Here is an 18,971-nt window from a genome sequence, read left to right as displayed (position 1 = left end):
GTGCAGCGGCAACGGGTTGCCGGGTGTTGCCCCTCTTCGGGCGGGTTGACGCGATCTGCTTGTGCACCGTCTGCGGTTGGTGGAACGTTGGTGCCATGACCGCTTCCCAGATCGTGGACGACGCGTACGGCACGTACGCCGGGGACCCCAGCAAGGCCGCCTTCCTCGGCGGCGCCGACCAGGTGCTCACCGCCGAGCAGGTGGAGTCCTTCGTCTTCGAGGCGATCTCCGCTCTGGACGTGGACGGCAAGGACGTCTGCCTCATCGTCCCGGACGGTACCCGCACCTGCCCGCTGCCGATGCTGCTGAAGCCCGCGCACCGGGCTCTGCAGGGCCGGGTGAAGTCGATGAAGGCGGTCATCGCGCTCGGCACCCATCAGGCCATGGACGAGAAGCACATCGCCAGGTTCTTCGGCTTCCGGCCGGGGCACGCCGACGAGGTGTATCCGGGTCTGGAGATCCTCAACCACGAGCACCACGACCCGACCCAGATCGTCAACCTCGGCACCGTCCCCGCCGAACGGGTGACCGAGCTCTCCGGCGGGCGGCTGCACGACGTCCCGATGAAGGTCGAGCTCAACCGGCATGCCGCCGAGGCGGACGTCGACATCGTCATCGGTCCGATCTTCCCCCACGAGGTGGTGGGGGTCTCGGGCGGCAACAAGTACTTCTTCCCGGGGCTGTCGGTCCACGAGGTGATCGACGTGTCCCACTGGGTCGGCGCCCTGATCGGCACCCACGCGATGATCGGCACCCGCCCCGTGAGCCCGGTCCGGGCGCTGATCAACGAGGCGTGCCAGCTCATCCCGGCGCAGCGCTATGCCCTGTGCTTCGTCGTCAAGTCCAACTCCGAGGTGCTGCACGCGGTGTCCTTCGGCGGCTGCGAGGACTCCTGGGCCGCCTGCGCGGACGTCACGGTGCAGACCCACGTCGTGTACAAGGAGAAGGCGTACGGCACCGTCATCTCAGTGATGCCGGAGAAGTACGAGGACATCTGGACCGCCGCGAAGGGCTTCTACAAGCTCGAGCCGATCGTCGCAGACGGTGGCCTGCTGGTCATCTACGCCCCGCACATCACCGAGATCGCGGTGATGCACCCCGGGCTGAAGGACATCGGCTACCACACCATCGACTACTTCGTGAAGCAGTGGGACCGGTTCAAGGACCATTCCTGGGGCGAGCTGGCCCACTCCACGCACCTGCGCGGCCCCGGATCGTACGACGCCGAGACGGGTGTGGAGACCGACCGGGTGCGGGTGGCGCTGGCGACGGGGATCCCGCGCGAGGTGGTCGAATCGGTCGCCCTGGAGTACATCGATCCGGCCACCCTGGACCTGGCGAAGCTGGCGGAGGACCCCGACACGTTCGTCGAACCGCACGCCGGCGAGGTGCTCTACCGCCTGGAGTCGGAGCGCCCCGGGGTGTGAGCCGCGCCGGGCTGGCGTCCGGGAGCCGGCCCGGTCGACTCCCGGACCATCAGCCGGACCGGGAGCAACACCGGGTCGCCCGTCTCGGCCACGTGTCGGCGCTGGCGTAACAGGTGGTTCACGGCGGTCGCCCCGAGCGTGACCTGGGGAGCGGCCATGGTGGTGAGCCGCGGCCGGATCAGCGACGCGTCGGAGATGTTGTCGAAGCCGATCACGCTGACGTCCCTCGGCACCTCGACCCCGCTGAGGGCGAGCTGGCGCATGAACCCGATCGCCATCAGGTCGTTGTAGGCGAGCACCGCTCCCGTCCGGTGCTGCAACCAGTCCTGGGCCGCCGCGGCGCCGCCCTTGATCGAGGGGACGTACGGGCCCGCTCGGCGCACCCGGATGTCGAGCTCCAACCCGGCCTCCAGCAGCCCACGCCAGCGGATGCCGTCCGACCAGGAGTTCTCCGGGCCGGCCAGGTAGGCGATGGACCGGTGCCCCAGACCACCGAGGTACTCCGCGGCACGCTTCACCGCGCGCAGGTTGTCGCTGCTCACCGACGTCACCTGGCCGACCTGCCGGTTCAGCACCACCAAGGGGGTCTGCTTCGCCAGCCGGCGGATGTCGACGTCGGGGAGCCGCGAGGCACCGAGGATCACCCCGTCGACGAGCGGCATCAGCCGTTCGAGCAGCTCCGACTCCAGCCGCTCACTCTCCTGGGTCTCCACGAGCACCAGCGAGTAGTCCAGCTCCCGGGCCGTCCGCTCCGCACCGCGGATCATGCCGAGGTAGACGGGATTGGCGATGTCGGCCACGACCAGGCCGAGCATCTTTGTCACCCGCTCGGGCAACGTACGACTGATGGCCTTGGTGTGGTAGCCCAGCTCGGCCGCCACTTTGCGGATCCGCTCGGCGGTGTCGAAACTCACCCGGCCCGGCCGGGACAGGGCCCGTGAGACGGTGGACGGCGAGACGCCGGCCTCCCGTGCGACGTCGTAGATCGTGGGGATGCCGGGGATCGCATCGGTGGAGGGGTCGTCTCCGGGCACCGCCATGGTGCGTCACCTCCGTCGCCGCTGAGGAGTTTCGGGTCAGTGCCAGACTAATGGCGTCCTGCGGTCCGCGGGGTCCCAAGCGCCCGTTGGGCACCGGACCCGGGCGGGAACACCTGGCAACAAGCACCCGCACCTCCTCATGGATGAGCCATCATCGAGGCAGGAGTCGCAGCCGACCTTGCGGCCCCGGGACCGGACGCAGGCCGAACACCCTGCCGGAACGCACACGAAAGGCAGCTCCACATGAGCGAACTCGCAAGCATCGGCGTCGTCGGGATGGCGGTGATGGGTTCCAACCTCGCTCGCAACTTCGCGAGCCACGGTCACCGAGTCGCCATCTTCAACCGCAGCTACGAGAAGACCGAGAAGGTCATGGCCGAGCACGGCGAGGAGGGCGGCTTCATCGCCGCCCGGACGCCGGAGGAGCTCGTCGCCAGCCTCGAGAAGCCGCGCCGGATCATGATGATGGTGAAGGCCGGTGCCGCGACCGATGCGACGATCGAGACCTTCGTCCCTCTGCTGGAGGACGGCGACATCCTCATCGACGGCGGCAACGCGTACTACAAGGACACCCAGCGCCGCGAGGTGGCGCTCCGCGACAAGGGGATCCACTTCGTCGGCGTCGGCGTGTCGGGCGGCGAGGAGGGTGCCCTCCACGGACCCTCGATCATGCCGGGCGGCTCGGCCCACTCCTACGAGTTCCTCGGCCCGCTGCTGGAGGACATCTCCGCCAAGTTCAACGGTGAGCCGTGCTGCACCTACATCGGCACCGACGGCGCCGGCCACTTCGTCAAGATGGTGCACAACGGCATCGAGTACTCCGACATGCAGGGCATCGGCGAGGCCTTCAGCCTACTGCGCGCCGCCGGACTGAGCGTCCCGGAGATCTCCGACATCTTCCGCGAGTGGAACACCGGTGAACTCGACTCCTACCTGATCGAGATCACCTCCGAGGTGCTCGACCAGGTCGACGCCAAGACGGGCAAGCCACTGATCGACGTCGTCGTCGACGCCGCCGGCCAGAAGGGCACCGGTACCTGGACCGCCCAGATCGCGCTGGAGCTCAGCGTGGACCTGAACGCGATCGCCGAGTCGGTGTTCGCCCGTTCCGTGTCCTCCTCCCCCGACCTGCGCGCGGCGCTGCAGCCGCTGCTCCAGGGGCCGGACCAGACGATCGCGGTCGAGGACCGCGCGGCCTTCGTCGAGGATGTGCGCCAGGCGCTGTGGGCCTCGAAGGTGGTGGCCTACTCCCAGGGCCTCGACCTGATCCGCGTCGGCGCCAAGGAGTACGGCTGGGAGATCGACGTGGCCGCGGTCGCCAAGATCTGGCGCGCGGGCTGCATCATCCGCGCGAAGCTGCTCGACCGCATCTCCAACGAGTACGCGGCCAACAGCCTGACCAACCTGCTCGAGGCCCCCTCGCTGGTCGAGGACATGGGCAACGTCCAAGCCGGCTGGCGTCGTACGCTCGGGCAGGCCATCGCCGCGGGTGTTCCCACCCCGGTGTTCTCCGCCGCCCTCGCCTACTACGACAGCGCCCGCTCTCCGCGCCTGCCCGCGTTCCTGATCCAGGGGCAGCGGGACTTCTTCGGCGCCCACACCTACCGGCGGGTCGATGAGGAGGGCACCTTCCACATCGAGTGGTCGGGCGACCGTTCGGAGTCCAAGGTCGACTGATCATCGAAGGGGATGAGGAAGGGGGCCGGTCCACCACGGACCGGCCCCCTTCGTCACGCGATCAGGACGAGATGGTCGACGTCAGCCGACCCTCTCCTCCTCGGTCACCTCACCGTCCAGGCGCAGCACGCCATAGCTGTACCCCTTGCGGCGGTAGACGACGCTGGGCACCCCTGCATCCGCGTCCTGGAAGAGGAAGAAATCGTGGCCGACCAGCTCCATCTGGTCGAGGGCCTGGGCCAGGGTCATCGGGGTCTTGGGGTGCGACTTCTCGCGCACGACCAGCGGGCCTTCGCCGGTGACCTCGATACCGGCCACGTTGCGGGTCTCGTCCTCGCCCACCTCATCGGACGAGGTGAGGGTCAGCTCGGGCAGCTCCATGGCGGCCTCGTACAGCGCGGTGGGACGCCGCCGGCCGTGGTGCACCTTGCGGCGGTCGGACGCGCGGCGCAGCTGGGCCCGCAGCCGGTCCATCGCCAGCTCGAAGGAGGCGAACTTGTCGGGATCCGCGGCTTCCGATCGGACGACGGGGCCTTTGGAGAGGAGGGTGATCTCGGTGCGGTAGGTCTGGTTGGGCTGCTTCTCGGTCCCATAGGAAGAGAGCTGTACGTCGACGCGGATCACGCGATCCCTGAGCCGCTCGATCTTCCCGATCTTGTCCAGCACGTGCAGCCTGTAGTCCTCGGGACCTTCGTGTGCCGGCCAGTGACGTTGACGTCCATGGCAACCTCCAGTCTCTGCAACGGCCGACCGCCCGTCGGCTGACGGGCTCCGTATCGGCCATGACATGCGAAAAAGCACCGCGTCCCCCTCGCCGTGCGGCAGGACCGCGGGGGTCCTGCCTGCCGGAATCATTGGGGAACCGGTGCCATGCACCTACGGTACTCGCGCCCCTGAGTCCTCACCAGCCCGTTGCCGCAAGTCACACCGACCGTCACCTGCTCGTCAGATCCCTGTGACAAAGGCCCTGCTCGAGGGGTCCGACATCGGATCGACACATGGGGTCGTACTCCTCATCCGGCCGTAACACTGCCGCAGGACCGCGGAAACAGACGGCCTGTTCACTGATGGCCATGAACACTCCCATCGATACCGGCGACACCGCCTGGGTACTGATCAGTGCCGCGCTGGTGTTGCTGATGACGACACCCGCCCTCGCCCTCTTCTACGGCGGCATGAGCCGCACGAAGAACACGCTGAACATGATGATGATGTCGTTCTCCGCCCTCGCCGGGGTCGGAGTGCTGTGGGTGCTCTTCGGGTACTCGGCATCATTCGGCAACTCGCTGGGGGCCTGGGGCTCCTCGGCAATCCCCTCGAAGCCGCCGGGCTGCACAGCCTGATGGACAAGGGTGCCGTGGCAGGCACCGTCCCAGCCCTGGCCTTCGTCGCGTTCCAGGCGGCCTTCGCCGTCATCGCCGTCGCGCTGATCTCCGGATCGGTCGCCGATCGGATGAAGTTCAGCGCGTGGATCGTGTTCAGCCTGATCTGGGCCACCGTCGTCTACTTCCCCGTCGCCCACTGGGTCTTCGCGTTCAGCTCCTCCGACGGCAGCGTCGTCGGCGGCTGGATCGCCAACCAGCTCAAGGCCATCGACTTCGCGGGTGGCACCGCGATCCACATCAACGCGGGTGCGGCCGGTCTGGCCCTCGCGCTCGTCCTCGGCAAGCGTCAGGGCTTCGGCAAGACCCCGATCCGCCCGGGCAACCTTGTCTCCGTGATGCTCGGCGCCGCCCTGCTGTTCGTCGGCTGGTTCGGTTTCAACGCCGGGTCCGCCCTGGGCGCCAACTGGATCGCCGCCACCGCGTTCGTCAACACCCTGTCCGCCACGGCCGCCGCCGTCATCGGCTGGCTGCTCGTGGAACGTATCCGTGACGGGCACGCCACCACGCTGGGCGCCGCCTCCGGTATGGTGGCCGGTCTGGTCGGCATCACGCCCGCCGCCCACTCGGTCTCCCCGATGGGCGCCCTGCTCCTCGGGGTCGTCGTCGGCGCCCTCTGCGCGCTGGCCGTCCCGCTGAAGTTCCGCCTCGGCTACGACGACGCCCTCGACGTCGTCGGTGTCCACCTCGTCGGTGGCTTCGCCGGCACGATCCTGATCGGCCTGCTGGCCGACCCCAGCTCCCCCGCAGGAGTCGCCGGTCTGTTCTACGGCGGCGGCTTCGACCAGCTCGGCCGTCAGTTCATCGGGGCGATCTCGGTCCTCGCCTTCTCGTTCGTCCTCTCCCTCGTGATCGCGCTGGCGATCAAGAAGACCATGGGGATCCGTGTCGATGAGGAGACCGAACGGGTCGGCCTCGATATCGTGACCCATGCTGAGCAGGCGTACGACTTCACTGCCCCGGCCGGCGGCTCCCCCATGCACGTCGGTCACGTCTCCAGCACCGGTATCACCACCAAGGAGCACCTGTCATGAAGCTCGTCACCGCCATCATCAAGCCCCACCGCCTCGACCCCGTCAAGGAGGCCCTGATCGCCCTGGGCGTCTCCGGGATGACCGTCTCGGAGGTCGCGGGGTACGGACGCCAGCGCGGCCACAGCGAGGTCTACCGCGGCGCGGAGTACACCGTGGACTTCGTCCCGAAGATCCGCCTCGAGGTCGTGATCGAGGACGCCGACGTCGATCGGGTCGTCCAGACGATCGTCACCGAGGCCGACACCGGCAAGATCGGGGACGGCAAGATCTGGACCACCCCCGTGGAGGACGTGGTCCGGGTCCGCACCGGTGAACGCGGCGTCGACGCCTTGTGATCCGACACCTCGTGATCTGACCCGCTTCGGATCTGACATGGCTGACACCTCCACCATCCGCTCCGAGCGACTCGGTCTCGCCGGCGCCCCGCGACCTTCGGGCCGGGGCGCCGGCGCCTTGTTCCGGGCCCACATCACGGCCCTGACCGAGGAGTGGCTGCGGGACCTGTGGATCGCCGCCACGACCGGCAACGCCGAGCCCCTGACGCCCGGGCCAGGGATCGCGCTGGCCTGCTCCGGCAGCCTGGCCCGGCGGGAATCAGGGCCGCTGAGCGACCTGGACCTGGAACTTCTCCTCGACAACCGCTGCACCCTGCGGCGCGACGAGGTCGCCCGGATCGCCGAGCGCCTCTGGTATCCCATCTGGGACAGCAAGCTGGGCATGGACCACACCGTGCGCACAATCGACGAATCACGCTCCGCGGCACGCAAGGACCTAGCCACCGCCGCCTCCGCCCTGGATGTCCGCTGCATCGCCGGGGACGACCGGGTGGTGAGCACGCTACGTGGGATCCTGGCGGCGGACTGGCGCACGGATGCCCGCAAGCGACTGCCCGAACTCGAGGAGTCGATCCGGGCCCGGCACGCCCGCAACGGCGATCTCGACCAGACCCTCGACCCCGATCTCAAGGAGGGCAACGGAGGGCTACGGGACATGACGGTGCTACGGGCGCTCGCCGCCTCGTGGCTGGCCGACTATGCCCATGACCGGGCCGAAGTCGCCCACCACGTGCTGCTCGACACCCGCGACGCCCTCCAGGTGGTGACCGGCCGGGCCCGCAACGAACTCGTCCTCCAGGAGCACGACGCGGTCGCCGCCCAGCTCGGCCTGGACACCGACGAGATGCTGCGACGGGTCTCGGCCAGCGGCCATACGGTGGCCCACGAGCTCCAGGCGACCCTGCGCCGCGCCCTCCAGGCCCGGGCTCCTCGCCGCGGGATCCCCCGGCGCAAGCCCGAGCTGCGGATGCTCGGCGACGGCTGCTACGTCCACGAGGGTGAGGTGGTGCTGGGGAAGGGTGCTGATCAGGAGGATCCGCTGCTCCCCCTGATCCTGGCCCAGCACGCCGCGACCGAGGACCTGCCCATCTCCGACATCACCGCCCGCAACCTCGCCGCCCACACGCCGGACCTGGCCGTCCCGTGGCCGGCTCCCGCCCTCGCGTCGTTCGTCGCGCTGCTCGGCACCGGGGAGCCCCTGCTCGCCGTCTGGGACGCCCTGGACGACGCCGGCCTGATCAGCCGCTGGATCCCCGCCTGGGACGCCATCCGCTCCCGCCACCAGCGCAACAGCGTCCACCGCTGGACGGTGGACCGCCACATCCTGGAGTGCGTCGTCCTCGCCGCCGGGATGACCGCACGGGTGCGACGACCTGACATCCTGCTGCTGGCGGCACTCTTCCACGACATCGGCAAGATCGCCGGGGCACGGGACCACAGCACCACCGGAGCGGTCATCACCGAGGACGCTCTCGCCCGCCTGGGCGCCGCCCCCGACACCGCGGACGCCGTCGTGGCGCTCGTCCGTGACCACCTCGCCCTGGCCGCGCTCGCCTCGCGGGAGGACCCGGAGGACCCCACAGCCATCGCCCGGCTCTGCGCGATCGTGCACGAGGATCCGGAGCGGCTGGAGGAGCTGGCCGCCCTGACCGAGGCCGATGCCCGGGCGACCGGTCCGGGCGTGTGGACCACCTGGCGGGCCGAGCGGGCCCACCAGTTCGTCACGGCGGCCCGCTGGAGGCTCGCGCAGTCGGCTCGCTGACCGGTCGCCGTCGCGGCGTGGCGGCTACCGTCGCCGCTCCGAGGACGCGGATCCCCTCTGCCCGGAGCACGCCGCCGAACTCGGCCATGGTGGCTCCACTGGTGATGACGTCGTCGACGGGCACGGCGACCGAACCGGTGGCCATGGTCACAGCCTGGGGCCGCACGACGAGACTGCCACGCAGGTTCGCCGTCCGCTCCTGCGCGTCGAGCCCCGCCTGGTCTGCCGTCGCCCCGCGCATCCGCACCAGCCCTTGTACGGTCACCGGGAGGCCGGTGCCCTCACGGACCAGGGTCGCTGCCCGCGCGGCCAGGCGGGCGGTGACATCGCTGCCCCTGCGCAGCACGGCGGCGCGACGGGAAGGCGCGGGGACAAGAACGACCGGACCGGGCTCCCAGATGCCGTCCTCGGCGCACCGATGCAACAGGGTGACCACCGCCAGCGCGAGCCGGCTGCCCAGGAGGTCGGCCAGCCCCCACGCCGATGCCTCCTTGTAGCGGTGGATGAGGCCGCGCATCGGCCCCGTATAGGGCGCGGACGACACCGTCATCGGCAGTCCCGGCGGAGTCGGGCGGGGCCGTACGATTCGGGGGCCGTACGCCTCCAGCCAGCGAAGGCAGCCGTCGCACACCAAGGGGCCGCCGCGCCCGCAGCCGGCGCAGGTGCGACCGAGCAGCAGGTCGGCGGCCGCCTGCGACAGCCCGATCCGATCTCGCCCCGCGAGGACATCCATGGGCTTCAAGGTGAGTCGGACGCGTGCCGGCTGGGCGCAGGAGCGGGAGGGCTGTGCAGGGTCGTCACCGACCGGGCCGCGCTGTGGACAGCGAGCCGACGTTCGAGGATCGATCAGCCCGGGTACACCGCCGCCGTCATCGTGCTCGACAGGTGTGGCCAGGTGAAGGAGTCCTCGTACCGCCAGGCCCCTCCCTGTTCACCGACGACGACCATCCGGGTGCTCTCCGGGTTCGGCAAGGTGGCGATGGACTTGGCCTGCCAGCCGTCGGGTTGCCCGATCTGCTGGACGGCGACGGTGCTCAGGTCGACGCGGTAGGGGCTCGGTTGGGTGCTCTCCTGGCTCGCCCCAAGCACGGCGAGACCGGTCGGGCCGATCCAGCCCACGTCACTGATCGAGGTCAGTTGGGCCTGACCGCTCGTGGCCAGTGGGATGACCTCCAGCCCCTCGACCCGCAGCGCGGCGGTGTGCCGGTCCACGCGGGCCAGGGCCAACGTGGTGTGGCCGTCGCGCTCGATCACCACGGCCATCCGCACACCGTCGGGGGCGAGGCGGAAGTTGGTGATGTGTTCACCGGCTAGTGGGCCGGCGTCCACCTCGCGCAATTGGTCCCCTTGGGCGATCTGGAGCTTCTGGTGACCCGGCTCGCCCGAGACCAGCCACAGTTCGCCCGTGCGCGCGTACTGCGGCCGCAGCAGGCGGCTGAACCCGGTGAAGGTGGCCGTGGTGGTGCCGGCGGAGAGATTGAGGGTGGTGACCTTGGTGCCCGAGGCGGTGACGACCGCCGCACTGTCGCCCGACGAGGTCACGGCGAGGCTGTCGGGGACGACGCCACCTTGGCCGAAAGGTCCGGGGACGGGGACAACGGTGCTGGTCTGCTCGCTCTGGTCGACCCGGGCGACCCGGTGATCGACGATGGCGAAGAGCCGGGAGTCCAGCGTGGGCACCGGGGACAGGCCTGGCAGCGCCCTCACCGGGACGACCCCGTTCTGCCCGGCGAGATCGCCCAGGGCGTACGCCGCCCCGTTGTGCAGCACCCTGATCCCTGTCACCGTCGGGAACTGGGCCAGCGTCCACGTGAGCTGGCCGGCGAGCAGCCGGCGCTGCTGCATGTCGAGCGTCTCGATCGGGCCGCCGAGGTTGACCGTGGCGAGACCGTTCGCGTCGGCGGTGACGTCATCGAGGAGTGTGGCTCCGCCGGGGACGGCGCTGCTCACGGCGGGGGCGATCCAATCGCCCGGCCCGGACAGCAGCGCCCGCACCAGGGTGGAGGGGGTCAGCCGCCGCTGTGCCATCGACACCGGGTCCGGGACGAGGTACTGGCCACCCGGTTCGGGCCAGTAGAGGTTCGGATGCTGGAAGAAGTTGTCGAAGATGAACTGTGACACCAGCAGGCCTTGCGGCGGAGAGGTGATGCGCCACTGCCCGTCGGTGCCACGCTGGAGGCCGAAGTCGGTGGTGAGCTGCTGCTTGACCGGGGAGAAGCTGCCCCTGGCGTCGACCTGGCCGGTGACCGGGGCGCTGAGCGTGACCCTGCCGTCGGACTCCGTCACGGCATGCCCGTCGGCATACACGGTGACCCCCGACATCGGCTGCCAACTGTTGCGTACCGACGGCGCCAGATAGAGCCGGGCCGTCGCATAGTTGGGCTCGTACGCCGCCATCGCCTGCAGGAAGCCGTCCACCACCGCTCGGGGCGAACTGTTGGCGGCGGGCGGCTGGGCGGCGATCTCGACCTTCGAGGTCGCTCGGGTGCTGGACTGGGCCCCCGGGACGATGGGCCCGCTGGTGGGCATGGACACGCAGGCGCCGAGCAGCAGCACCGTGGCCAGGGCCGCGAGGGTACGGGCGGATCGCTGTGCGCGCGATGGCCTGGATGACGTCATTCCTGGACCTCCCCACTCACCGTCGGCGCCCCCTCCAACTCGGCTGCGTGCTGCCGCGCAGCCGCCTCGGCCTGGGCGAGGAGGAAATCCCGGGGGACGATCGGCAACGGCGACACCTCCACCAGACCGCCGGGCCGGCGGGGTACCGTCAGTCGGAATTGGGTCCCCTGCCCGGGGCGGCCCCAGGCGTTCAGCGTGCCGCCGTGAAGGCGGGCGTCCTCCATCGAGATGGCCAGCCCGAGCCCTGACCCGCCGACCGTCCGGGCCCGGGACGGATCCGCCCGCCAGAAGCGGTGGAAGACCATCCGCGCCTGATCGGCGGCGAATCCGACACCATGATCGCGTACGGTGATGGCGACCGAGCGGTCGTCGCCCACCACGGTGATCTCGATCGGCTTCGACTCGCCGTGCTCGATGGCGTTGGTGATCAGATTGCGCAGGATTCGCTGGATGCGACGCGGGTCGACCTCGGCGTACGCGGGCTCCTCGGCGTGGACCACGATCGGGGTGGACTTGCTCTCCGCGAACGGCCGCTGGGCCTCCACCTCCGCCAGGACGATGCCGACCAGGTCCGCCTTGGTGGCGTTGAGCACCGCCGCACCGGCATCGAAGCGGGAGATCTCCAGCAGGTCGTCCAGCAGCGACGCGAAACGGTCCAGCTCATCGTGCAGCAACTCCGTGGACCGCCGGGTCGCGGGGTCGAACTCGTCACGCGCCTCATAGATGAAGTCCCCCGCCATCCGCACCGTCGTCAGCGGCGTGCGCAGCTCATGGGACACGTCGGCGACGAACTGCTGCTGCACCTGGGAAAGGTTCTCCAGCTGACTGATCCGGGTCTGCAGCTCGGAGGCCATGTTGTTCATCGAGGTCGCGAGGCGAGCAACGTCGTCGGAGCCACGTACCGGCATCCGGTCGGCCATGTTGCCCGACGCAAGCGCCTCGGCGGCTTCCCGGGCCGCCCGGACGGGGATGACCACCTGACGCGCGACGAACGCGGAGACCAGACCCAGTGCGACGAGCAGGATCACCCAGGTGGTGATCACCGCGCTCCGCAGCACCTGAAGCGTCTGCATCTCCTGGGTCTGCGGGAAGACGAGGTAGACGGGGAACCGACCGGCCCCCGCCGCGTTGAGCGCGGATCCCACCGCGAAGCCGGGCTCCGTATGGCCGTCCTCGTAGACGATGAGAGTGGGCGAGGCCCACACCCCGCTGTTCCGCGAGACCTTGTCCGCCAGAGCCGCCGGAACCGACTGGGCCTGCATGCCGCCGGACCGGAAGCTCGACACGGGTCCCTGGACCAGCACGTGGTACTGCCCGCTGACCGTGCCCCTGTTGTCGAGGTCGATGGTGACCTTGCTGAGGATCTCGTTGAGGTTGCCTGCCGCCAGGTCACTGGTCAGCATCTGCGTCTGCGCGGTGTCGAAGGCGACCTCGGCCTCCGCCAGGGCGGCGCGGTGTTTGCCCTGGACGACCCCGTCACTTGCCTGCTGCATCAGCAGGAATCCGGCCGCCACCAGGACCGCCATGGAGGCCAGTACGGTGCTGGTGACCACTCGCATCGGCAGTGATCCGCGCCAGACGTCCAGTGGATGGCGCAGGAAGCGGCGGAGCGCCTGGCCGAACCATCGCAACGCCGTGGCCACGCGGGTGACGTGCCAGCGGGTCATCGCTTCAGTCGTTCCCCTCGCCCGCCACGCCGGCCTTGTAACCGACGCCTCGGACGGTGAGAACGATCAAGGGGTGTTCCGGGTCCTTCTCGATCTTGGACCGGAGCCGCTGCACGTGGACGTTGACCAGTCGGGTGTCCGCGGCGTGGCGGTAGCCCCAGACCTGCTCGAGCAGCACCTCGCGGCTGAAGACCTGCCGCGGCTTGCGGGCGAGGGCCAGCAGCAGGTCGAACTCGAGGGGCGTGAGTGAGATCTCCGTGGTGCCGCGTCGCACCGTGTGCGACTCGACGCTGATCTCCAGGTCGCCGATCGTCAGCGTCTCGGCGGTGGGTTCGCTGGGCAGCCGGCGCAGCCGGGTCCGGACCCGGGCGATGAGTTCCTTGGCCTTGAACGGCTTGGCGATGTAGTCGTCCGCGCCCGCCTCCAGTCCGGCGACCACATCGGTGGTGTCGGACTTCGCCGTGAGCATCACCACCGGCACGTCGGACTCCGCGCGGATCTCCCGGCAGATCTCGACACCATCCTTGCCGGGCAGCATCACGTCGAGGAGGACAAGGTCGGGCTGGACCTCGCGCAGAGTGTTCATGGCCTCATCACCGCGGCCGACCCAACTGGTGGCGAACCCCTCCTGCTGGAGTACGAGCTGCAACATCTCCGCCAGCGCCGCGTCGTCGTCGACCACCAGGATCGTCGCCCGCGACACCGCAGGCCGGGCTCCGTACGCCACAGTTGGTACTCCTTGTCCTCCGCCGGGTGGCACCATCCTAAGCGCAAGCCATGGCTCCTCCCCGGACCGATCAGTTGAGGTGCGGAACGTCGGTCCAGGTGGCGTACACGGCGAGGTCACCACCCTGCCGGTGCAGCACCTCGCGCCACAGCGTCCACGGGGACTGACCGAAGACGTCGGTGTAGGTCGCGGGCACCACGTACCACAGGCCGCGGCCGATCTCGGTCTCCAACTGCCACGGAGACCAGCCCGCGTAGCCGGCGAAGATCCGGATGTCGTCGTACGTTCCGGAGACGAGTTCCACCGGTGTGTCCAGGTGCAGCAGCCCGATCCGGCCGACCACGGACCGCCACCCGGGCGGCTCCTCCTCGGGATCCTTCACACTGGCCAGGCAGACGGCGCCCTCCGGGAGCACCGGCCCCCCTTGGTAGAGGACGCGGGGCGTGCTGACCACGTCGACCCAGTCGGGAAGCACCCGCTCCAGGGAGAGGTCCGCCCGCTTGTTGAGCACGACGCCCAGGGCGCCGTCGTCGTCGGCGTCGACGAGGAAGATCACGGACTGCTCGAAGACGCCGCCGTCGCGCACATCGACGGTCGACACCAACAAGTCACCGCGTCGCGGTCGACGTACCTCCACCGGACCATTGTGGCCTGCGTCAGGAAACGTTGGCCGCTTCTTCCAGTTGCTCGGCGATCTGCACGTAGAACTCCCGGACGGGACCTGACCCCAGCACCGGGCCCCCGGCGAGCAGACCGTCGGTGCCGAGCAGTACCGCGCCCGGCGTGCCGTGGATCCCGAGCGTACGGCCGACCTCGCCGGCGGGGTCGACCAGTGCGGTTTCGACCCAGGCCGGCGCGCCCGGCAGGTCGAGGGCACCCGCGGAGACCACGACGCGGATGCCGAGCGGCAGCTCCCGGGCCCGCCAGCGGGGCAGGTCCCGGGCGATCCCCGCACACGAACCGCAACCCGGCGACAGGAAGAGCAGCAGCTGGGCACCGGTCGCGACCAAGGACCGCAACGGCACAGCATGACCGTCGGGGTCCTGCACCATCACGTCGGGGATCTCCTCGCGCTCGTAGTCCTCGAGTTCCTCGTCGTCGTCCGCCACGTCGGCGACCGCCATCGGCTCGGGCTCCGCTGCCCCGGTGGGACCGGAGGCCGTCGCCAGCACCGCGACGGCGACGGCCAGTGCAGCCCCAGCAGCCAGCCCCAGACGGCCAGGGAACCGAGACGACCGATCACCGAGCCACCGAGGGCGGCATCGACGAGGGCGATGACGGCAGCGACGACGAGCAGGATGTTGCGGGCCAGGGTGCGCCCGGAGACCGGGGCCGTGTCCTCGGCACCGAAACAGCCGCAGGACACCGGGCCGGGGGCCCGGACGGCGATGATCACCAGGACGAGATAGGCGAGCACGAGGACGGCGCCACCCAGCACGGCGAGAAGGTTCCAGGGCGTTGGCAGGAGCACGATCCCCAGGCCGAGCACCAGCTCGGCGACCGGATGCCAGCGCCGCACGAACCCCGACCCGATCCACGCAGGGAGGCCGGCCCCTTCGAAGGCGGTCTGGCCGGCATCGGGATGGCGCCACTTCCCGACGGCTGCCACCACCAACGTGACGGCGACGACGAGCGGAGCGAGGACCAGGAAGTCGGGCACGGCGCGATTCTATGTGCGGCCCGCCGGACAGCAAGAAACGGGTGTCCCGCCGAGGCGGGACACCCGTTCGTCAACAAGGGTGGTGGAGATGCGGGGAATCGAACCCCGGTCCATGAAAGGCAGCTCAGACATTCTCCGGGCGCAGCTGGCTAGACGTTCTGCTCGGCTCCCACCCTCACGCCAGCAAGTGGTGGACGAGCCCAGTCACAGTAAATGTCCCCGTTCACGCCCTGTGACGCGAGATGACGGGTAAGTCTCCTTGATGAGGCCAGATCCCGGGTCGGAAACACTCCCGGGCTGACCCTTCGATCACTGCTCAGGCAGCGAGAGCGAAGTCAGTGCGCTTGTTGTTGGCACTTATTGGTTTCCAGGGGTCGTTAACGAGTTGACCCTGGCTCCTCGGCCCGCTTCTCCTGGGACAACTCTCCCATGTCGAAACCGATCATCCCCTGTTGAGTTGTGCTCCCGTGCGCCGCACCCTGAGGTGAGGACGAGCCACGCGAGACATCCATCATAACGCACGCCGGCGTGTCCTCATTCCCGGCTGCCCCGGCAGGATCTGGGGGTCACCGACCGAGAGCCCGGGGCGCCGGCTTCGACAGGACCCGGATCGGCGAGATCTTCATCAGCGGGTTCTCCCAGGGCTCGCCCGCCGCGGCCTTGGCGCCGCCGACGATCATCAGCAGGAACCAGGCGAGGGCCGAGACGCCCGCGATGATTCCCAGCGGTGACCAGATCTCCGAGAGAATGCCGCCGGCGATCATGCCGCCGGTGCTGAGGAGGGTGAAGTCGAAGGCGCTGGCGGCCTGCCGCTTCGCCTCCGATCCCATCGGCGCCACGAGGTAGCCGATCAGGGGGCCGAAGATCCAGGTGAACAGCGCCGAGAAGTAGCTGAACGCCGCGATCCCGCGCCCGGCGGAGTCGCGTGCCTGGGCGCTGACCAGCGGCGCGTACGCGGGATGGGTCCCCAGTGCCTGGGCGGTGGGCGACGGCTGCACGAGTCCGTAGAAGGCGAGGTTGAGATCCTTGCGGGTGCGGGCCGCGAAGACCTGGTCGAGCCGTTGGTCGAGCTCGATCTCGGTCAGCCGGCCATCGGCGTACGCACGCTGCAGCCAGTCGACGGCGCGGTCACGCTGCTCGTCGGAGACGAGGAGGTTGAGACTGGGGTGTTCGTACGCCGAGGTCATGCCCCCACGATGCCACCGGCGGCCGGTCGACCCAATGGGGTGCAGCCCTGAACCCCTCCCTGACCTTGCTCAGGGAGCGCTCACCACGACCCACCCCCGCCGCCACCGCCGCCACCACCGACGAAGCCGCCGCCCCCACCGAACGCCGATCCTCCGCTGCCGAAGCCGGTGTCGCCACTGGAGACGGTCGGCACCGGCGCGACGGTCGTGGCGACGGCGTCGGTGAAGCCGATCCAGGAGAAGTCGGGCAGGTAGAACGGCCCGACGTACCACAGCGGGTGCACCTCGGGCAGCCGCCCGGCCGCCACCAGGTCCTGGCAGATCCTGGCCCAGCGGTCGGCGAGGTCGAAGCTGATCGCCCAGGGCAAGTAGCGCGAGAAGATGTCCTCGCCCTCCTCGAAGCGGATCTGGTCGGCCTCCGCGGTCGCCAGGTACTCGCGGAAGCCCTCGACCTGGTCGGTGAGCGCCCGGCCGACCGGGCTGCGCTGGCCGCGGCTGAGCCTGCTGCGCACGACCAGGGCCACGATCACGACGGGCAGCAGGGGCACCAGGAACAGCAGTCTGGCGGTCCCACCGGCCGAGCCCAGGAAGGCACCACCCACGGCCAGAATGAGCCAGCCGCGCCCGAAACCGCCGCCGCGCCGGGCGCCATGGCCCCCGGGCAGGTGCACGAACCAGCCGCGCTCACCGACCTCGCGGCGCACGACCGCCACCATCATGTCGTGGGCCGCCGTCATTCCCCCGGGCTCACCCAGGTCGACGGTGGCGCCCGGCCCGTAGCCGGCGAACAGCGACTGCAGCAAGGCGCGCTCATGGGGGCCGATGCCCTGCTCGCGTCGACGAGGGTGATCCGGTAGCCGCTCGCGGCCTCCCCCGACACGGTGAGGGCGCCGCGGACGGCGAGGTCGATCAGTGTCGCGGCCGTCTCTCGCGTGTCGAGCCTGCCGTCGAGCAGGTAGCCCGCTTCGGCGACGGAGACGGAGGGAGGGGCGAACGCCACCGGGATCGTCAGCTCACGGGGAGAGGCCCCGACATTTCCCTCCACCCCGGTGGGCGGCAACACCCCCGGCGGGAGGTCGAGGAAGCGCCGGTCCCGGCGGGAGCGGACGATGCGGGCCCCGACGAACGCCGAGAGGGCGGCGACCAGCACGGTGAGGCCGCCCGCAGCAGCCAGGCCACGGTTGCGCTCCGCGGTGGCGCTCGGCACCAGATGGGGCTGGTTGTCGGAGACCAGCCCGGAGCGGATCTGGGCGGACACGGTCAGGCCCTGGCCTGGGGCCAGCGTGGACTGGCCGGCATGCACGACCCCCGCGTCGAGGCTCAGCCGGTCGCACGGCGTGGTGCTCCGGGTCGAGCCTGCGAAGCACGCCTTGTCGGTCGCCCCGCCCGGAACGGTGACCGACACCGCGATGTTGTTCACCGTCGCGGTCCATCCGGTCCCGATCGCGTCCCAGAAGAACTCGTCGTAGGCCTGCTGGTGCCGCATCCCCCCGGTGATCGTGTAGTCCAGTTCGTAGCTGGCCGTGGCCGAGCTGATCGTACGGTTCGCGTCGCCGACCCGGATGAGCAGGTCCTGGCGGCGGGGATCCGAGGACGAGGTGAGGGTGGACGTGGTGACGGTCGCGGGCGCGTCCGGGCTGCTCACCCTGATGTCGCTGTAGGTGTAGGCGATGTCGTGGGCGGTGTCGTCCTTCTCCGGCTCGCGGGTCACCAGTTGGCGCTGGATGCCATGGCGTCCGGAGGAGCTGCCGAAGCGGTAGACGAGCTTCTCGGTGACCGCCACCGTGCCGTCCTCGTGGACGACGTAGTCCAGCGAGTAGGAGTCGATCTGGTCACCGGCGGCGCGGGCCGGGGTGGCGAACGCACCCGGAACGACGACGGCCAGCACCGCCATCAGCGCGACGACCAGGCCGATCGGCCGGGTCATCAGCACTCGGCGCGGTCCGGGGGTGCTCATCGGCGGCCCTTCTGACGGGCGGCCAGTGCACGGTCGGTCTCGCGGCGGGCATCGCGCTCGGCCAGCGCCTGCCGCTTGTCATACTCGCGCTTGCCCGTCGCGACGCCGATCTCGACCTTGGCGTAACCGTCCTTGAAGTAGATCTTCAGCGGCACCAAGGTGCTCCCGGAGCCTCCGAGGTCACGCTCGATCCGGTCGATCTCCTTGCGGTTGAGCAGCAGCTTGCGGGTGCGCCGGGCGGAGTGATTGGTCCAGGTGCCGTGGCTGTACTCCGGGATGGTGGCCTGGCGCAGCCACACCTCGCCGTCATCCACGGTCGCGAAGGAGTCGACGAGCGAGGCGTGGCCGTTGCGGAGCGACTTGACCTCTGTGCCCTGCAGCACGATCCCCGCCTCGTAGGTCTGGTGGATCGTGTAATCGTGGCGCGCCTTCTTGTTCTGCGCCACCAGTTTCGTCCCCGTCTCCTTCACCATGGCCCCATCATCCCAGAACCGCCA

General features: G+C 69.8%; 19 protein-coding genes and 1 other RNA gene. 6 read left to right on the top strand and 14 right to left on the bottom strand.

Translation table 11 applies throughout. The features are described 5' to 3' along the window. Nucleotides 1-95 precede the first annotated feature (95 nt). Complete coding sequence (locus Rai3103_RS17915; protein ID WP_228488911.1) at nt 96-1,427, top strand: lactate racemase domain-containing protein; 1,332 nt, start codon at nt 96-98, stop codon at nt 1,425-1,427. Here the strand turns inward: Rai3103_RS17915 and Rai3103_RS12910 are convergent. Beyond that, nucleotides 1,394-2,467 carry a LacI family DNA-binding transcriptional regulator gene (locus Rai3103_RS12910; protein ID WP_228488910.1) on the bottom strand — a complete coding sequence of 358 codons (1,074 nt, stop codon included), beginning with the start codon at nt 2,465-2,467 and terminating at the stop codon, nt 1,394-1,396. The genes Rai3103_RS17915 and Rai3103_RS12910 overlap by 34 nt on opposite strands. A 243-nt stretch (nt 2,468-2,710) precedes the next feature. Here Rai3103_RS12910 and gndA point away from each other — a divergent pair, with 243 nt between their 5' ends. Continuing rightward, nucleotides 2,711-4,144, top strand: coding sequence for an NADP-dependent phosphogluconate dehydrogenase (gene gndA, locus Rai3103_RS12905; protein ID WP_153572933.1), 1,434 nt, complete (start codon nt 2,711-2,713; stop codon nt 4,142-4,144). Nucleotides 4,145-4,225: 81 nt separating this feature from the next. Here the strand turns inward: gndA and hpf are convergent, their stop codons facing one another. Continuing rightward, nucleotides 4,226-4,810 carry a ribosome hibernation-promoting factor, HPF/YfiA family gene (hpf, locus tag Rai3103_RS12900; RefSeq protein WP_239022350.1) on the bottom strand — a complete coding sequence of 195 codons (585 nt, stop codon included), beginning with the start codon at nt 4,808-4,810 and terminating at the stop codon, nt 4,226-4,228. Nucleotides 4,811-5,217: 407 nt separating this feature from the next. Between hpf and Rai3103_RS18595 the strand changes: the two genes are divergently transcribed. Genes Rai3103_RS18595 through Rai3103_RS12885 form a run of 4 tightly spaced genes read left to right on the top strand, consistent with a single transcriptional unit; the run spans nt 5,218 to nt 8,657 of the window. After that, on the top strand, nt 5,218-5,487 hold the full coding sequence (locus Rai3103_RS18595) for a hypothetical protein (RefSeq protein ID WP_277872974.1): 270 nt from the start codon (nt 5,218-5,220) through the stop codon (nt 5,485-5,487). A gap of 14 nt (nt 5,488-5,501) precedes the next feature. Then, entirely contained in the window at nt 5,502-6,560 is a 1,059-nt protein-coding gene (locus tag Rai3103_RS12895; RefSeq protein ID WP_277872973.1) for an ammonium transporter, read from the top strand. Continuing rightward, nucleotides 6,557-6,895, top strand: coding sequence for a P-II family nitrogen regulator (locus Rai3103_RS12890; protein WP_153572932.1), 339 nt, complete (start codon nt 6,557-6,559; stop codon nt 6,893-6,895). Before Rai3103_RS12895 ends, Rai3103_RS12890 begins: the two co-directional genes overlap by 4 nt. Before the next feature lie 37 nt (nt 6,896-6,932). Continuing rightward, a complete protein-coding gene (locus tag Rai3103_RS12885) occupies nt 6,933-8,657 on the top strand; it encodes a [protein-PII] uridylyltransferase family protein (RefSeq protein ID WP_153572931.1) in 1,725 nt (574 codons plus the stop codon). Here the strand turns inward: Rai3103_RS12885 and Rai3103_RS12880 are convergent. The 12 genes from Rai3103_RS12880 to smpB form a co-directional block, all read right to left on the bottom strand. After that, nucleotides 8,617-9,390 (bottom strand): ComF family protein, encoded by a 774-nt coding sequence (locus Rai3103_RS12880; RefSeq protein ID WP_153572930.1) that lies wholly within the window; start codon nt 9,388-9,390, stop codon nt 8,617-8,619. The genes Rai3103_RS12885 and Rai3103_RS12880 overlap by 41 nt on opposite strands. Nucleotides 9,391-9,503: 113 nt before the next feature. Continuing rightward, nucleotides 9,504-11,276 carry an LpqB family beta-propeller domain-containing protein gene (locus Rai3103_RS12875; protein ID WP_153572929.1) on the bottom strand — a complete coding sequence of 591 codons (1,773 nt, stop codon included), beginning with the start codon at nt 11,274-11,276 and terminating at the stop codon, nt 9,504-9,506. Next, on the bottom strand, nt 11,273-12,943 hold the full coding sequence (mtrB, locus tag Rai3103_RS12870; RefSeq protein WP_228488909.1) for an MtrAB system histidine kinase MtrB: 1,671 nt from the start codon (nt 12,941-12,943) through the stop codon (nt 11,273-11,275). Before mtrB ends, Rai3103_RS12875 begins: the two co-directional genes overlap by 4 nt. A gap of 4 nt (nt 12,944-12,947) precedes the next feature. After that, nucleotides 12,948-13,595 (bottom strand): MtrAB system response regulator MtrA, encoded by a 648-nt coding sequence (mtrA, locus tag Rai3103_RS12865; protein WP_239022455.1) that lies wholly within the window; start codon nt 13,593-13,595, stop codon nt 12,948-12,950. Nucleotides 13,596-13,740: 145 nt separating this feature from the next. After that, entirely contained in the window at nt 13,741-14,307 is a 567-nt protein-coding gene (locus Rai3103_RS17910; protein WP_228488907.1) for a YqgE/AlgH family protein, read from the bottom strand. A 19-nt stretch (nt 14,308-14,326) separates the two neighbouring features. Next, the gene (locus Rai3103_RS17905; protein ID WP_228488906.1) at nt 14,327-14,794 is read right to left on the bottom strand and encodes a thioredoxin domain-containing protein; all 468 of its coding nucleotides are present in this window, start codon (nt 14,792-14,794) and stop codon (nt 14,327-14,329) included. After that, the gene (locus Rai3103_RS12855; RefSeq protein ID WP_153572926.1) at nt 14,722-15,330 is read right to left on the bottom strand and encodes a MauE/DoxX family redox-associated membrane protein; all 609 of its coding nucleotides are present in this window, start codon (nt 15,328-15,330) and stop codon (nt 14,722-14,724) included. Before Rai3103_RS12855 ends, Rai3103_RS17905 begins: the two co-directional genes overlap by 73 nt. Nucleotides 15,331-15,410: 80 nt before the next feature. Then, nucleotides 15,411-15,780: a transfer-messenger RNA gene (gene ssrA / locus Rai3103_RS12850) on the bottom strand. A gap of 116 nt (nt 15,781-15,896) precedes the next feature. Further along, the gene (locus Rai3103_RS12845; protein ID WP_153572925.1) at nt 15,897-16,517 is read right to left on the bottom strand and encodes a DUF1707 and DUF4870 domain-containing protein; all 621 of its coding nucleotides are present in this window, start codon (nt 16,515-16,517) and stop codon (nt 15,897-15,899) included. A gap of 80 nt (nt 16,518-16,597) precedes the next feature. Then, nucleotides 16,598-17,320, bottom strand: coding sequence for a DUF2207 family protein (locus Rai3103_RS18590; protein ID WP_194793133.1), 723 nt, complete (start codon nt 17,318-17,320; stop codon nt 16,598-16,600). After that, on the bottom strand, nt 17,251-18,474 hold the full coding sequence (locus Rai3103_RS18585) for a DUF2207 domain-containing protein (protein ID WP_153572923.1): 1,224 nt from the start codon (nt 18,472-18,474) through the stop codon (nt 17,251-17,253). Before Rai3103_RS18585 ends, Rai3103_RS18590 begins: the two co-directional genes overlap by 70 nt. Further along, nucleotides 18,471-18,947, bottom strand: coding sequence for an SsrA-binding protein SmpB (gene smpB, locus Rai3103_RS12830; protein WP_153572922.1), 477 nt, complete (start codon nt 18,945-18,947; stop codon nt 18,471-18,473). Before smpB ends, Rai3103_RS18585 begins: the two co-directional genes overlap by 4 nt. Nucleotides 18,948-18,971 lie beyond the last annotated feature (24 nt).

Source organism: Raineyella fluvialis, from assembly GCF_009646095.1.
In the GTDB taxonomy this organism is placed as follows: domain Bacteria; phylum Actinomycetota; class Actinomycetes; order Propionibacteriales; family Propionibacteriaceae; genus Raineyella; species Raineyella fluvialis.
The sequence above is the reverse complement of the archived record's forward strand: the minus strand, read 5'-3'. Positions and strand labels throughout refer to the sequence as shown.

What these genes read in the sequence shown, in the direction of transcription:
- Rai3103_RS17915 (WP_228488911.1), top strand. Translation starts at nt 96, where the DNA reads ATGACCGCTTCCCAGATCGTGGACGACGCGTACGGCACGTACGCCGGG.
- Rai3103_RS12910 (WP_228488910.1), bottom strand. Translation starts at nt 2,467, where the DNA reads ATGGCGGTGCCCGGAGACGACCCCTCCACCGATGCGATCCCCGGCATC.
- gndA (WP_153572933.1), top strand. Translation starts at nt 2,711, where the DNA reads ATGAGCGAACTCGCAAGCATCGGCGTCGTCGGGATGGCGGTGATGGGT.
- Rai3103_RS18595 (WP_277872974.1), top strand. Translation starts at nt 5,218, where the DNA reads ATGAACACTCCCATCGATACCGGCGACACCGCCTGGGTACTGATCAGT.
- Rai3103_RS12890 (WP_153572932.1), top strand. Translation starts at nt 6,557, where the DNA reads ATGAAGCTCGTCACCGCCATCATCAAGCCCCACCGCCTCGACCCCGTC.
- Rai3103_RS12885 (WP_153572931.1), top strand. Translation starts at nt 6,933, where the DNA reads ATGGCTGACACCTCCACCATCCGCTCCGAGCGACTCGGTCTCGCCGGC.
- Rai3103_RS12880 (WP_153572930.1), bottom strand. Translation starts at nt 9,390, where the DNA reads ATGGATGTCCTCGCGGGGCGAGATCGGATCGGGCTGTCGCAGGCGGCC.
- Rai3103_RS12875 (WP_153572929.1), bottom strand. Translation starts at nt 11,276, where the DNA reads ATGACGTCATCCAGGCCATCGCGCGCACAGCGATCCGCCCGTACCCTC.
- mtrB (WP_228488909.1), bottom strand. Translation starts at nt 12,943, where the DNA reads ATGACCCGCTGGCACGTCACCCGCGTGGCCACGGCGTTGCGATGGTTC.
- mtrA (WP_239022455.1), bottom strand. Translation starts at nt 13,595, where the DNA reads ATGTTGCAGCTCGTACTCCAGCAGGAGGGGTTCGCCACCAGTTGGGTC.
- Rai3103_RS17905 (WP_228488906.1), bottom strand. Translation starts at nt 14,794, where the DNA reads ATGGCGGTCGCCGACGTGGCGGACGACGACGAGGAACTCGAGGACTAC.
- Rai3103_RS12845 (WP_153572925.1), bottom strand. Translation starts at nt 16,517, where the DNA reads ATGACCTCGGCGTACGAACACCCCAGTCTCAACCTCCTCGTCTCCGAC.
- Rai3103_RS18585 (WP_153572923.1), bottom strand. Translation starts at nt 18,474, where the DNA reads ATGAGCACCCCCGGACCGCGCCGAGTGCTGATGACCCGGCCGATCGGC.
- smpB (WP_153572922.1), bottom strand. Translation starts at nt 18,947, where the DNA reads ATGGTGAAGGAGACGGGGACGAAACTGGTGGCGCAGAACAAGAAGGCG.